Consider the following 13,181-nt stretch of genomic DNA (forward strand, 5'->3'; position numbering starts at 1 on the left):
CGGGTCTTTTTGTGCTCGGCCTGGGGGAGGGCCTACCGGACACGGGGCCAGGTGCGGGACCAGGCACTCAGCGATCCAGCCGTCGAGCCTGCGTCAGCGTGTCTGAGGCGCGGAATCGACCTGCCGAGGCTGCCACAGCGCCTTCATCACCAGCGCGATGGTCAACATCACTGCGACACCGCTGATCGCTCCGATCCAGGTGGTACCGGTGACGCCGGCCACGAAGAAGGCCACCAGTCCTGCGACACCGGCTGTCACCGCGTAGGGCAGCTGCGTGCGCACATGGTCGATATGGTCGCAGCTCGACCCCGCCGACGACAGAATGGTGGTATCGGAAATCGGCGAGCAATGATCGCCGAAGATGCCGCCGCTCAGCACCGAGGCGATGGCCAGCGCCATGGGCAGGTCCATGGCCGCCGCCACCGGCATGGCGATCGGAATCATGATGGCGAAGGTGCCGTAGGAGGTGCCGGTGGTGAAGGCCACCACGGCGCCGATCAGGAACAGCAGCACCGGTACCAGGCTGGGCGGAATGCTGGCCTCGGTCAGGCTGACCAGGTAGTCGGCGGTGCCAAGCTCGGAGGTGACGCTGCCGATGGACCAGGCCAGCGCCAGGATGATGTAGACCAAGGTCATGCTCTTGATGCCCTCGACCACGATATCCATGGCCTCGCGGAAGTCGAACAGCCGCTGACTCATGCCCATGGCCAGCCCCGTCATCACCGCCACCAGGGTGGCGATCAGGATCGACTGACCGCCGTCGGCGTTGCCCACCGCAGTCACCAGGTCATTTTCCGGGAAGTTGCCGGTCCACAGAAACAGCGGCGGAATCATCGCCAGCAACACCCCGATCGGCACCAGCATGTTGCGCTTGCGAGCGGTGTCTTCCGGCGCCTTGAGCTCCATGGCGTCGGTCTCGGAAGGCGGCTTGGCGGTGTCTTCCATCAGCTTGCCGGTCTCCCGGGCGCGACGTTCTGCCCGCGCCATGGGACCGAAGTCCCACTGGGTGACGACGATATAGAAGATCATCCCCAGCGCCAGCCAGGCGTAGAAGTTCAGCGGAATCGAGGACAGGTAGATCAGGTACTCCGAGCCGCTCACCTCCATCTCGCCCAGCTGAGTGCCGATCAGCCCCATGACGAAGACCACCCAGGTGGACACCGGGCCCAGCAGGCACATGGGGGCCGAGGTGGAATCGACGATGTAGGCGAGCTTCTCGCGGGAGACCTTCATGCGATCGGTGATCGGACGCATCACGCTGCCCACGGTGAGGGCGTTGAAATAGTCCTCGAAGAAGATCAGCATGCCAAGGCCAAGCGTGCTGCCCTGGGCGCCACGGGCGCTGGCGACCTTGCGCGAGATGGCGCGGGCGATGGCGTGGGCGCCACCGGTACGCTGCAGCACGCTGATCAAGACCCCGAACAGGCCACAGTAGATCAGCACGGTGGCGTTCCACTCGTCGCCGATGCTCGGCACGATAAAGTCAGAAAAACTGTTGTAGAGGCCGGCGGCAGGGTTGTAGCCGGCGAGCATGGTCGCCCCGAGCCAGACGCCGCAGAACAGCGCGGGAATGACGTTGCGCGTCGCCAATGCCAGCAGGATGGCCAGCAGCGGCGGCAACAGGGATAAGAGTCCGAAGGACATCGGGAGTCTCCTGGGTTCTTGTCGGTCTTGGCCCGAGGGGATGACGCCGGACGGCGTCGTGCGGGCAGCGGGGCATCCTAGGCGCTTGCGGCACAAACGGCAACCGCGCTGTCACATCCCCGCAACCGCCGTTCCAGAAGTACAAGCCAGCGCCGGCCTGCAGCTAGCTGACCACCCTGAAAATTCCCCTCGGACATCGGGTGACGGAGCCGACAGATACCTCCATCACCCCGCGACCCGCCTCCCCAACACCGACAGCCGATACCCTCTCTGGAGATACACCAGGCATCGCCCCGACGGCCCTCGCCTCAGTCAGGACGCCGCGTCTCCACCTCCACCCCCTTCATGCCCTGTGCCGTGTAGCGCTCGCCGGCAACGACGTCAGGCGCCAGGCCAGTGCCACTTGGCCCTGGGGCCGTCAGGCCTGACCGCGGGCCTGGCGAATACGCTGGTAGGCGTTGCCGATCTCGACGGTGCGGGCCTCGGCGACCTCGCGCATGCTGTCGGGCAGGCCACGACTGGCCAGCTTGTCCGGGTGGTTCTCGCTCATCAGCTTGCGGTAGGCGCGCTTGACCTCGGCGTCACTGGCCTCGTCGCTGACACCGAGCACCTTGTAGGCATCTTCCAGCGGGCTCTGGCTCTCCTGGGTCGCGCCGGCACCGTGGGAGGCGCCGCCCCGCAGCATGGCCTCAATCTGGGCGATCTCGGCCTCGCTGCAGCCAAGCCCGCGAGCCACCCGCATCAGCATGCTGTGCTCGGCCGGGTGCAGCACCCCATCGGCGGCGATGGCGGAAAGCTGCACCTGCAGGAAGATCTGGCGCAGCGCACTGCGCCCGCGCGTCAGCCGGGCCACCCGTGCGATCTCGCCGTCGAGGTCGAAGTCACTGGCGCGCCCGCGCTCGAAGGCGGCGCGGGCGCTGGCACGGGTGTTTTCCGGCAGACGCAGACGCACCAGCAATTGCTCCAGGACCTGGCGTTCCTCGCCGCTGACCTGACCATCGGCCTGGCACACCGCCCCCATCACCGCAAAGGTGGAGTCCATGAACTGACGCTGCATCTCTGCCAGGCCCTTGCTGAGCATCAGACCGCCGCGCAGGCGCCCGCCCAGCCACCAGCCGATACCGCCGCCGATCAGCATGCCCAGCGGCCCACCGGCCAGGAAGCCCACTACCGCGCCAATCACGATGATGGTCAGCATAAAATCCTCTCTTGTGCGCTACGTCGCCAAGCGGCGGCGCCACGTCTTTTTCTGTTTCGGCCCTGGCCAACCGTTGCGGCTATGCCAGGTCCCGCCAAAGGGGTATGAGCAGGCAGCATACCATCGCCGTCGAGCCGGCGGCGAAGGTCCAGCCTTCGCTGTTTCATCGAATGGTCATCTGCAAGCGCGACACTGCACGCCATTTCAAGCCGCTCGGTTCACACTCCCATGCGACTCTCGATCACGCGCCTTGCCATCGTCGGCGCCATCGCTTCCGCCAGCATCAGCGTCAGTCTGGCCTCCAATGCTTCGGTATTCCCCTGGCAAGGCTTGCTGGGGGTGGACACGCCGCCATCTGACACTGCCAGGTCCGTCATCGAACGCCTGGTCGAAAGCGCCAGCCATCGCTGAGCCTGCTCCCATACGCCATCGGCCCCCTGGAGCGGGGGCCGATGGCATGACGGACATACTTGCGCCGTGCGCGACGCAGGCGCCCTCGCTCAGCGCTTTCGGTGCTTGTCCAGACGCCGACGAATCGCCGCCTCGATACCCTCGGCATCGAGGCCACAGTCGCGCAGCAGCTCCGCCGGCTTGCCGTGTTCGGCAAAGACATCGGGCAGGCCCAGGTTGAGCACCGGCACCGCGATACCCTCGGCCAGCAGCAGTTCGTTGACGCCACTGCCGGCGCCTCCGGCCACCACGTTTTCTTCCAGTGTGACCAGCAGGTCGTGGTTGCGGGCGGCCTCTAGCACGGCGTCACGATCCAGCGGTTTGACGCTGCGCATATTGATGTGAGTGGCGTCTAGCCGCTCGGCCACCACCCCGGCGGGGTCATTGAGGCTACCGAAGGCCAGCAGCGCCACGCCCTTGCCCTGACGCCGCGGCTCGGCCACGCCGATGGGCAGCGGTTCGAGGTCGGCGGGAATGGGCACACCGGGACCGGTACCGCGGGGATAGCGCACCGCCGCTGGCCCCGGATGATGGTAGGCGGCGCTGAGCATGGCGCGACACTCGGCCTCGTCCGCCGGCGCGAGCACCACCATGCCCGGTACGCAGCGCAGGTAGGTCAAATCCAGGGCGCCGTGGTGGGTCGGGCCATCCTCACCGACCAGGCCGGCACGATCGATGGCGAAGGTCACGTCCAGCTCCTGCACCGCCACGTCATGGATCAACTGGTCATAGCCGCGTTGCAGGAAGGTCGAGTAGATCGCCACCACCGGCTTCATTGCCTCGCAGGCCATACCGGCGGCCAGGGTCACCGAGTGCTGTTCGGCGATGGCCACGTCGTAGTAGCGCTCGGAGTACTCCTTGGAGAAACGGATTAAATCCGACCCCTCGCGCATGGCCGGGGTAATACCGATCAGACGTTCGTCGGCGGCGGCCATGTCACAGATCCAGTCGCCGAACACGCTGCAGTACTTCTTCTTCGGCGGCGCATTCGACGCGGTCGCCGGGGGCTTGGCCTTGGCGGCCTCCGGCGTCTCCAGCTTGGTGATGGCGTGGTAGCCGATGGGATCGGACTCCGCCGGCAGGAAGCCCCGGCCCTTGCACGTCTTCACGTGCAGAAACTGTGGTCCGTCCAGCTCACGCATGCTGGTGAGGGCATCGGTCAGGGCGTCGATATCGTGGCCGTCGATGGGCCCGACATAATTGAAGCCCATCTCCTCGAACAGGGTGGCCGGACTGACCATGCCCTTGACGTGCTCCTCGGTACGCCGCGCCAGCTCCAGCGCACCCGGCAGGTGGGACAGCACCCGCTTGCCGTTCTCGCGCATGCTCAGATAGGGCTTGCTGACCAGAATCCGTGCCAGGTAGCTGGCCACGCCACCGACGTTCTCGGAGATCGACATCTCGTTGTCGTTGAGCACGACCAGCAGGTTGGCGTTGACGTGGCCGGCGTGGGCCAGGGCCTCGAAGGCCATGCCCGCGGTCAGGGCGCCGTCGCCGATGACGGCACAGACGCGCCGCTCCTGCTTCTGCGTGCGCGCCGCCAGAGCCATGCCCAGGGCCGCCGAGATGGAGGTGCTGGAATGGCCGACGCCAAAGGTGTCGTACTCCGACTCGGCACGCCGGGGAAAGGCGGCCAGACCACCGTAGCGACGAATGCTGGTCATGGCCTCGCGGCGGCCGGTCAGAATCTTGTGGGGATAGGCCTGGTGGCCCACGTCCCACACCAGGCGATCGTGGGGCGTGCGGAAGGCGTGGTGCAGCGCCACGGTCAGCTCGACCACACCAAGGCCGGCGCCGAAGTGGCCGCCGGAAACGCCGACGCTATACAGCAGGTAGGCGCGCAGCTCGTCGGCCACGCGCTTGAGCTGCTCTGCGCTCATGGCACGCAGCGCAGCCGGGGTATCCAGAGTATCGAGCAGCGGTGTCGCCGGCCGCTCGGTGGGAATCGTGTCGAACAGCTTCATGTTAGCCCTGTGGTCGTCAGTGATCGCGCTCGATCATGTAGCGGGCAAGCCCGGCCAGAGGCGCCGCCGCCTCGCCCAGCGGGGCGATGGCGTCGAGTGCCTCGTCGATCAGCGCACCGGCCTTGGCTCGGGCGCCGTCAAGCCCGAGCAGGGCGGGATAGGTCGGCTTGTCGCGGGCCGCGTCGGCCCCCGAGGTCTTGCCGAGGGTATCGGTGTCGCCGGTGACGTCCAGCACGTCGTCATGCACCTGAAACGCCAGGCCCATGGCCGCAGCATAGGTGTCCAACGCCCCCAGACGCGAATCGTCCTCGGCCACCGCCACCAGCCCACCGAGGCGAACCGCGGCGCGAATCAGCGCACCGGTCTTGTGGCGGTGCATGGTTTCCAGCATCGCCAGGTCGGGACGTTCGCCCACCACCGCCAGATCCAGCGCCTGGCCGGCGGCCATGCCGTCGCGACCAGACGCCTTGGCCAGGGTCGCCACCAGGGCACCCAGGCGGGGCGAGCGAGAGCTCGCCAGCAGCTCGAATGCCAGCGTCTGCAGGGCGTCACCGGCAAGAATCGCCGAGGCCTCATCGAAGGCCTTGTGCACCGTGGGCTGGCCACGTCGCAGGTCGTCGTCATCCATCGCCGGCAGATCATCGTGGACCAGCGAGTAGGCGTGGATCAGCTCGATCGCGGCGGCGGGGATATCCAGCTCGTCGTCGTCGGCCCCCAGCGCACGCCCTGCGGCGTAGACCAGGATGGGACGCAGGCGCTTTCCCCCGACCAGCAGGCCGTGGCGCATCGCCGCCTCGAGCCGGGGTTCGACGACGTGGCGCTGTTCGAACAGCCCCTCGAGGCAGCGGTCTACCCGCGCCCGGTCTGCGGCCAAGCGGGCCAGCATGGTGTCAGCGTTCACCCGGTTCCTCCCCGATATCAAAAGGCGACAGCTGCATGCCACCGTCGGCGTTCTCCGTCAGGCTGCGCACCTTGAGTTCGGCCTCGTCGAGCCGCTTCTGGGCATCTCGCGTCAAGGCCACGCCCTGCTCGAAGGCCTTGAGCGACTCCTCCAGCGTCAGCTCGCCGGACTCCAGGCGCTCGACCAGTGTCTCCAGCTGGGTCATGGCCGAGGCGAAGTCGAGCGACTCGTCATCTTTCTGTGTTGGCTGGCGGTCCTGCGTTGCCATGCGCCCCTCCAGGCGGCGGGTCAAAGGCTGACCCGAGATTGCGAGTTCACGGCCGACGATGGGCCACCCGGGAAACGCAGGCTCGCTGACGACGTCCGGCCTTTCCCCAAAGGGCGACAGTATACACGCTCTCCCCCCGGGGTCGTCTGCCCTGGCCCTTATCCGCCGCCCGTGAAGCGCCCCTCGAAAGGACGGCGGTACATGCAGATGGCTCATGCTGCGGTGCAAGGATTTTCAACGTGAAAATGCCGCCCTGTGGTACTCTATGGACCCTGATTTTTCGCCTGCCCCACCACACAGCCGCTGGCTGCCGCCAACTCCAAGAGGTTGATTCGACCATGGCCAAAACGTCCCTGGACAAGAGCAAGATCAAGATCCTGCTGCTCGAGGGCGTCCACCAGAGTGCAGTGGACAATTTTCTCAACGCCGGATACACCAATATCGAGCATATGCCGACCTCGCTCGACGAAGAGTCGCTGATCGAGAAGATCCGTGATGTTCACTTCATCGGCATTCGCTCCCGCACCCAGCTCACCGAGCGGGTGTTCGCGGCGGCCGAGAAGCTGGTGGCGGTCGGTTGCTTCTGCATCGGTACCAATCAGGTCGATCTCACGGCGGCGCTGGTGCGCGGCATTCCGGTGTTCAACGCCCCCTACTCCAACACCCGCTCGGTGGCGGAGCTGGTGCTGGCCGAGGCCATCATGCTGCTGCGCGGGATTCCCGAGAAGAACGCCCGTGCCCACCAGGGCGGCTGGCTGAAGAGCGCCAAGAACAGCCACGAGGCCCGCGGCAAGACCCTCGGCATCGTCGGCTACGGCAGCATCGGCTCGCAATTGTCGGTGCTGGCCGAGGCGCTTGGCTTCGACGTCATCTACTACGACGTCATCACCAAGCTGGCCATGGGCAACTCGCGCCAGGTCGCCAGCCTCGAGGAGCTGCTCGCCCGCTCCGACGTGGTCAGCCTGCACGTGCCCGACCTGCCGTCCACCCGCTGGATGATCGGCGAGGAGCAGATCAGCCTGATGAAGCCCGGCGCCATCCTGATCAACGCCGCCCGTGGCAGCGTGGTAGTGATCGAGGCCCTGGCCGAGGCGATCAAGGAAGGCCGACTCAACGGCGCCGCCATCGACGTCTTCCCGGTGGAGCCCAAGGGCAACGCCGACGAGTTCGAAAGCCCGCTGCGTGGCCTCGAGAATGTCATCCTCACCCCGCATATCGGTGGTTCCACCCTGGAGGCCCAGGAGAACATCGGCGTCGAGGTGTCCGAGAAGCTGGTGACCTTCTCCGACAACGGCACCAGCATCACCTCGGTCAACTTCCCCGAGGTGGCACTGCCGGCCCACCCGGACAAGCACCGCCTGCTGCACATCCACGAGAACGTGCCCGGCGTGATGTCCGAGATCAACCGGGTGCTGTCGGAAAACGACATCAACATCTCCGGCCAGTACCTGCAGACCAACGAAAAGGTCGGCTACGTGGTCATCGACGTCGACAAGGCCTACGGTCCCCAGGCGCTCGCAGCCCTGCGCGAGGTGAACCACACCCTGCGCACCCGGGTGCTGTACTCCGAGACCAACTACGCCGACTGAGCGGCGGACGTAGCGCCTGCACGCGGCGAGCTATCCCGCGAGGCAGCTATCGCGCTCGGGATGACGATGAGGCGCCGCTCTCCTTCGGGAGGGTGGCGCCTTTTTACTCGTAGGCCTTTTTACTCGCTGCACGCTCACGGTCCCCGTTCCCGACCATCACAAGCCGACGCCCAAAAGCCTGTGGCGCAGCGAGAAAACGCCTATCCTGAGCGTCTTCCCGATGACCTCTTCAAAGGATGCACGATGCCAACCGGACTGGCCTATCTGATCGTGGTGCTGGTGTGGGCCTCCACCCCGCTGGCCATCAAGTGGAGCGCCGAGGCCGGCGCCCCCATCGGCAGCGTGATGCTGCGCATGGGCCTGGCACTGGTCGCCGGCGCTCTGATCCTGCTGGTACTTAGACGCGGCGTCCGCCTCGATCGCCGCGCCCTTGCCAGCTACGCCGCCGCGGTGCCGGGGGTGTTCGGCGCCATGGCGCTGAGCTACCACGCCTCCCAGTTTCTGCCTTCGGGCCTGCTGTCGGTGATGTTCGGCATGGCGCCGTTGATCTCCGGCTTCATCCTCCAGGCCCTGCCCGGCAGCACCCGGCTCAGGCGCTGGCACTGGATCGGCTGCGGCCTGGGGGTGGCGGGGCTGGCGGTGGTGTTCGCCGACAGCCTGACACTCGGCGGCGGCGCCCAGGTGCTGGCACTGGCCATGATGCTGTCGGCGGTGACCCTGTTCAGCGCCAGCGGCATCGCCGTACAGCGGGTGGCCGCCGGGCTCGACCCCTTGCAACAGACCGTGGGGGCGCTGGCCGGCTCCATGCCCTGCTTTCTGGTGTTATGGCTCGCCAGCGGTGAACCGCTGATGATTCCTCTCAGCCCCCGCGGGCTGTGGGCGGTGCTATACCTGGCGCTGTTCGGCTCGCTGATCGGCTTCCTCTGCTACTACTTGATCCTGTCTCGGCTGCACGCCGCCAGCGTCGCCCTGGTGACCCTGATCACCCCGGTGCTGGCGCTGACCCTCGGCATGCTGCTCAATCAGGAAACCCCTTCACCTTCGATGCTGCTGGGCGCGCTACTGATTCTGGTGGCGCTGGGTGCCTACCTGTTCGGGGATCGTCTGAGCCGGCGCCGAGCCGCCCGCGAGGCCGCCAGGCCCTGAAGCAGAGGGGCACTTGACAAGCCCAGGCGTCACGGCCATTTTGTACACAATAACGGTCATATATTGCGCACCACAATGGTACACAGGCCGCTCGATATCGGTGCAGCGCGAACCGTGAAACTGATGACGCTCACCGCCCTCGGCGGCTGTTTCTGAAGGCACCTGAACCAGGTATCCGCTACGCGACGAGCCCTCGCCCTCCTTGACCAAGGGACGGCGTCGGGAGCAGGGCACGATGCTTGGGTAACCCTTCGCTCGGCGAAGCCAACCCAGGAGAACTGCATGAGCTCACATCCCCCCGTCACTTGGATCAAGCATCCACTGGCCGCCAGCGACCCTGACGCGGCCGGTGGTGTCGTCGTTGAGGGCGGCCGGATCATTGAAGCCGTGGCCGCCGGCCAGACGCCCCGAACCCGCGTCGAGCAGACCTTCGATGCCTCCCGCCACGTGCTGCTGCCGGGCCTGGTCAACACCCACCACCACTTCTACCAGACCCTGACCCGGGCCTACTCGCCGGCGCTCAATAAGGAGCTGTTTCCCTGGCTCACCACCCTTTACGACGTCTGGGCCAACCTCGACGAGGCCCAGCTGGCGCTGGCCAGTGAGCTGGCGATGGTGGAGCTGCTGATGAGCGGCTGTACCACCGTCGCCGACCATCACTACGTGTTCTCCGGCGCGCTCGAGCACGCCATCGACGTCCAGGTGGAGACCGCGCGTCAGCTCGGCGTGCGCGCCGCCCTGACCCGCGGCTCGATGAGCGTGGGGCGCGAGCAGGGCGGGCTGCCGCCCCAGTCGGTGGTGCAGGACGAGGCGACCATCCTCGACGAGAGCACCCGTCTGATCGACGCCTACCATCAGCGCGGCGAGGGGGCCATGGTGACCCTGGCGCTGGCGCCCTGCTCGCCTTTCTCGGTCAGCCGTGAGCTGATGGTCGACAGCGCTCGTCTGGCCGAGCAGAAGGACGTGCGCCTGCACACCCACCTGGCAGAAACAGAGGACGAGACGCAGTACTGTCAGAAGCTGTTCGGGATGCGACCGCTGGACTACCTCGAGGCCACCGGCTGGCTCAGCGATCGCACCTGGCTGGCCCACGGCATCCACTTCAACGACGACGAGGTCGCCCGCCTCGGCCAAGCCGGCACCGGCATCGCCCACTGCCCCTCATCCAACATGGTGCTGGGCTCTGGCATGTGCCGCACCCTGGAACTCGAGGCCGCCGGCTGCCCGGTAGGCCTGGCGGTGGACGGCTCGGCCTCGGCGGATCACTCCAACCTGGCCGAGGAGATGCGCCAGGCGATGCTGATCGGCCGCCTGCGCTACTCGCCCAGCCAGGTACGTCACCAGGACGTCATCCGCTGGGCCACCGAAGGCTCCGCGCGTTGTCTGGGGCGCAGCGACATCGGCGGACTGAAGGTTGGCCAGCAGGCCGATCTGGCGCTGTTCCGGCTGGACGAGCCGCGCTTCTCGGGCGCCGAGAACCCGCTGGCCGCGCTGCTGCTGTGCGGTGCCCACCGTGCCGACCGAGTGATGGTGGCCGGCCAGTGGCGGGTGGCCGACGGCCAGCCGCTCGACGTCGATCTGGGCGAGCTGATGGCCCGCCACAACGCGGCGGCGGTGCGGCTAAGGCGCGCGGTCTAGGAGGCTCGGGGCTAGCCTGGACGCACACCTTCGAACAGGACGACGGGAAGACAAAAGGCAACAACAGCGAACGACGAACGGATCTCGAGCGCAGCGCGGCACCACGGGCCAGGGCCGACGCTGCCGCCCCCTGACAACGGTCGCCGTGCCACGGCAGTCAGCACAGACGGTCTGACACCTGTCACGGTCTCCGGGGTTTCGCCGCCGACGCTCCGACAAGGACGCCGGTGCTACAACGACAACAGGAGAAAACCCTGCCATGCCCACCCACGACTCCTCCGGGGACACCCTGGAAAGCGCATCTGTGCGCTCGACCCATGACGTCAACGCCATGCCGCCCCTGGGGCGCGCCATTCCGCTGGGCCTGCAGCACGTGCTGGCGATGTTCGTCGGCAACGTCACGGTGCCGATCATCATCGCCGGCGCCGCCGACCTGCCGGCGGACCAGACCGCCTTCATGATCCAGGCGGCGATGTTCGTGGCCGGTGTCGCCACCCTGGTGCAGTCGCTGGGGATAGGCCCCATCGGCGCCCGCCTGCCCATCGTCATGGGCACCAGCTTCGGCTTCGTCCCGGTGCTGATTCCCATTGCCGTGGGCATGGGACTTCCGGCGGCCCTTGGCGCGGCCCTGTGTGGCGGGGTCGCCATGGCCCTGGTGGGCATGTTTCTGCCGGTGTTCCGGTTTCTGTTCCCGCCGGTGGTCACCGGCACCTTCGTGGTCATGCTCGGCACCCTGCTGATGCCGGTAGGCTTCGCCTACTGGGGCGGAGGCTTCGGCGCCGCCGACTTCGGCGCCACCCACCACCTGCTGCTGGGGGCGCTGGTACTGGTGGTGACCCTGGGTCTGCACCAGTACGGCCGCGGTATCTGGTCCGAAGCGGCGCCGCTGATCGGCCTGATCACCGGTTACGTAGTGGCCACCATGTTCGGCTATATCGACTTCTCCACCATCGGTGACGCCGACTGGCTGTCACTGCCGGTGCCGCTGACCATCGGGCTTGAATTCCATCTGGCGGCGATCCTGCCGGTGGTGCTGCTGGCCGTGGTCACCTGCGCCGAGTCCATCGGCGACATCGTCGGCACCACCGCCGGCGGCATGGACCGCGAGCCGACCCACAAGGAGCTCTCCGGAGGGGTCATGGCCGACGGCCTGTCCAGTGTGTTCGCCGCGATCTTCAACGCCTTCCCCCAGATCAGCTTCAGCCAGAACGTGGGCATGGTGGCGCTGACCGGTGTGGTCAGCCGCTATGTGGTGGCCATCGGCGGCGCCTTTCTGCTGCTGGCGGGCCTGATCCCCAAGCTGGGTGCCATCGTTTCCAGCATCCCCAATTCGGTGCTGGGCGGGGCGGTACTGATCATGTTCGGCATGATCGCCAGCGCCGGGATCAAGATGCTTTCCCATATCGACTTCAACAAGCGCAACATGGTGATCATCGGGGTCTCGCTGTCCGCCGCGGTGGGCCTGCCGGCCCAGGAAGGGCTCTACGCCAACCTGAGCGACAACCTCCAGGCCATCATCGAGTCAGGGCTGATCCCCGGCGCGCTGTTTGCCATCGTGCTCAATCTGGTGCTGCCCAAGGCCGATCGGGTCTTCCGCGACAGCGTCTGAGACGCCACACCGTCCCCTCGAGGACACCATGACGCCACTTTCGGGCCCGCCACGCGGGCCCGCTTCGTTTCCCCAGGACAGAGACGCAGCCCAGGCTCAGCAGCTTCTGACCTCACGGTAGCGGTGACGCCTGTAGACCTTCACTCGCTGGCCCTCGAGCGTGGTCATGCCTTCCCACACGAAGCCCGCGTTCTGTGCCACTCGGCTCGACGGCACATTGGTGGGATCGACCACCGCCACCAGCGACTCGCAGTCGGTGATGGCAAAGGCGTGGGCCACCACCGCCAGGGCCACCTCGGTGGCAAGCCCTCTACCCCAATGATGCACGGCGTAACGATAGCCGATGGCCAACTCCCGCTCGCCGTCGAGGATCTCGTGATCGAAGCCGCAGAAGCCCATCAACGCTCGCGATACCGGGTGCACCACCGCCCAGTAGCCAAAGCCCTTGTCGGCGTAGCTCGCGCGACAGGCATCGAGAAAGCGACGGCTACCCGCCATGTCCTGCACACCGTGGAGCGAGTGACGCATCACCCGGGGATCGGCCAGCAGTCGGCTCAAGCCAGGCAGATCATAACGCTCGAACGGGCGCAGCCGGCTACGCGGCGTGGCCAGCACGTCGCCCTGCATCGGCCTGGGCCTCAGCCTGTCGTCCTGCATCATGCGCCTCTCGCGTCGTGGATCGCTTGTGCGAATGTACGCCATCCTCCACGGCCATGACCACGGACGCTGGCCGCCAGCAAGCCGCCCCTGTCGTCGTCCTGGCGCTACTCTGAC

Annotated in this window: 11 protein-coding genes; 5 read left to right on the forward strand and 6 right to left on the reverse strand. The window is 66.8% G+C overall.

Features of this window, described 5'->3' with window-relative positions; all coding sequences use genetic code 11:
- Positions 1-93: 93 nt before the first annotated feature.
- The gene (locus KUV74_RS09795) at positions 94-1,644 is read right to left on the reverse strand and encodes a Na+/H+ antiporter NhaC family protein (RefSeq protein ID WP_108131884.1); all 1,551 of its coding nucleotides are present in this window, start codon (positions 1,642-1,644) and stop codon (positions 94-96) included.
- Positions 1,645-2,062: 418 nt separating this feature from the next.
- Positions 2,063-2,842 (reverse strand): co-chaperone DjlA, encoded by a 780-nt coding sequence (gene djlA, locus KUV74_RS09800; RefSeq protein ID WP_108131885.1) that lies wholly within the window; start codon positions 2,840-2,842, stop codon positions 2,063-2,065.
- A gap of 228 nt (positions 2,843-3,070) precedes the next feature.
- Here djlA and KUV74_RS09805 point away from each other — a divergent pair, with 228 nt between their 5' ends.
- On the forward strand, positions 3,071-3,253 hold the full coding sequence (locus tag KUV74_RS09805; RefSeq protein ID WP_108131886.1) for a hypothetical protein: 183 nt from the start codon (positions 3,071-3,073) through the stop codon (positions 3,251-3,253).
- A gap of 89 nt (positions 3,254-3,342) precedes the next feature.
- Here the strand turns inward: KUV74_RS09805 and dxs are convergent, their stop codons facing one another.
- The 3 genes from dxs to KUV74_RS09820 are packed head-to-tail and all read right to left on the reverse strand — an operon-like array spanning position 3,343 to position 6,425.
- Positions 3,343-5,256, reverse strand: a complete 1,914-nt coding sequence (gene dxs / locus KUV74_RS09810) for a 1-deoxy-D-xylulose-5-phosphate synthase (protein WP_222516227.1) — start codon at positions 5,254-5,256, stop codon at positions 3,343-3,345.
- A 16-nt stretch (positions 5,257-5,272) separates the two neighbouring features.
- A complete protein-coding gene (ispA, locus tag KUV74_RS09815; RefSeq protein ID WP_045993952.1) occupies positions 5,273-6,142 on the reverse strand; it encodes a (2E,6E)-farnesyl diphosphate synthase in 870 nt (289 codons plus the stop codon).
- A 4-nt stretch (positions 6,143-6,146) separates the two neighbouring features.
- Entirely contained in the window at positions 6,147-6,425 is a 279-nt protein-coding gene (locus tag KUV74_RS09820; protein ID WP_045993891.1) for an exodeoxyribonuclease VII small subunit, read from the reverse strand.
- 338 nt (positions 6,426-6,763) lie between these two features.
- On the opposite strand from KUV74_RS09820, the gene serA reads away from it, so the two are divergent.
- From serA to KUV74_RS09840, 4 genes are all read left to right on the forward strand, one after another.
- Complete coding sequence (serA, locus tag KUV74_RS09825; RefSeq protein ID WP_222516228.1) at positions 6,764-8,014, forward strand: phosphoglycerate dehydrogenase; 1,251 nt, start codon at positions 6,764-6,766, stop codon at positions 8,012-8,014.
- A 243-nt stretch (positions 8,015-8,257) separates the two neighbouring features.
- Positions 8,258-9,160, forward strand: coding sequence for a DMT family transporter (locus tag KUV74_RS09830; RefSeq protein WP_108131888.1), 903 nt, complete (start codon positions 8,258-8,260; stop codon positions 9,158-9,160).
- Between the two features lie 282 nt (positions 9,161-9,442).
- Positions 9,443-10,798, forward strand: a complete 1,356-nt coding sequence (locus tag KUV74_RS09835) for an 8-oxoguanine deaminase (RefSeq protein WP_222516229.1) — start codon at positions 9,443-9,445, stop codon at positions 10,796-10,798.
- A 259-nt stretch (positions 10,799-11,057) separates the two neighbouring features.
- Positions 11,058-12,407 (forward strand): uracil-xanthine permease family protein, encoded by a 1,350-nt coding sequence (locus tag KUV74_RS09840; RefSeq protein WP_052704445.1) that lies wholly within the window; start codon positions 11,058-11,060, stop codon positions 12,405-12,407.
- Positions 12,408-12,503: 96 nt separating this feature from the next.
- On the opposite strand, the gene KUV74_RS09845 is transcribed toward KUV74_RS09840, so the two are convergent.
- Positions 12,504-13,067 carry a GNAT family N-acetyltransferase gene (locus KUV74_RS09845; RefSeq protein ID WP_222516230.1) on the reverse strand — a complete coding sequence of 188 codons (564 nt, stop codon included), beginning with the start codon at positions 13,065-13,067 and terminating at the stop codon, positions 12,504-12,506.
- Positions 13,068-13,181: the final 114 nt, after the last annotated feature.

This window comes from Halomonas sp. DP1Y21-3, assembly GCF_019801245.1.
Taxonomy (GTDB): Bacteria; Pseudomonadota; Gammaproteobacteria; order Pseudomonadales; family Halomonadaceae; genus Halomonas; species Halomonas litopenaei.

Excerpts from the sequence above, each read along its gene's own strand:
- KUV74_RS09795 (WP_108131884.1), bottom strand. The coding sequence starts at position 1,644 with ATGTCCTTCGGACTCTTATCCCTGTTGCCGCCGCTGCTGGCCATCCTG.
- djlA (WP_108131885.1), bottom strand. The coding sequence starts at position 2,842 with ATGCTGACCATCATCGTGATTGGCGCGGTAGTGGGCTTCCTGGCCGGT.
- KUV74_RS09805 (WP_108131886.1), top strand. The coding sequence starts at position 3,071 with ATGCGACTCTCGATCACGCGCCTTGCCATCGTCGGCGCCATCGCTTCC.
- dxs (WP_222516227.1), bottom strand. The coding sequence starts at position 5,256 with ATGAAGCTGTTCGACACGATTCCCACCGAGCGGCCGGCGACACCGCTG.
- ispA (WP_045993952.1), bottom strand. The coding sequence starts at position 6,142 with ATGCTGGCCCGCTTGGCCGCAGACCGGGCGCGGGTAGACCGCTGCCTC.
- KUV74_RS09820 (WP_045993891.1), bottom strand. The coding sequence starts at position 6,425 with ATGGCAACGCAGGACCGCCAGCCAACACAGAAAGATGACGAGTCGCTC.
- serA (WP_222516228.1), top strand. The coding sequence starts at position 6,764 with ATGGCCAAAACGTCCCTGGACAAGAGCAAGATCAAGATCCTGCTGCTC.
- KUV74_RS09830 (WP_108131888.1), top strand. The coding sequence starts at position 8,258 with ATGCCAACCGGACTGGCCTATCTGATCGTGGTGCTGGTGTGGGCCTCC.
- KUV74_RS09835 (WP_222516229.1), top strand. The coding sequence starts at position 9,443 with ATGAGCTCACATCCCCCCGTCACTTGGATCAAGCATCCACTGGCCGCC.
- KUV74_RS09840 (WP_052704445.1), top strand. The coding sequence starts at position 11,058 with ATGCCCACCCACGACTCCTCCGGGGACACCCTGGAAAGCGCATCTGTG.
- KUV74_RS09845 (WP_222516230.1), bottom strand. The coding sequence starts at position 13,067 with ATGATGCAGGACGACAGGCTGAGGCCCAGGCCGATGCAGGGCGACGTG.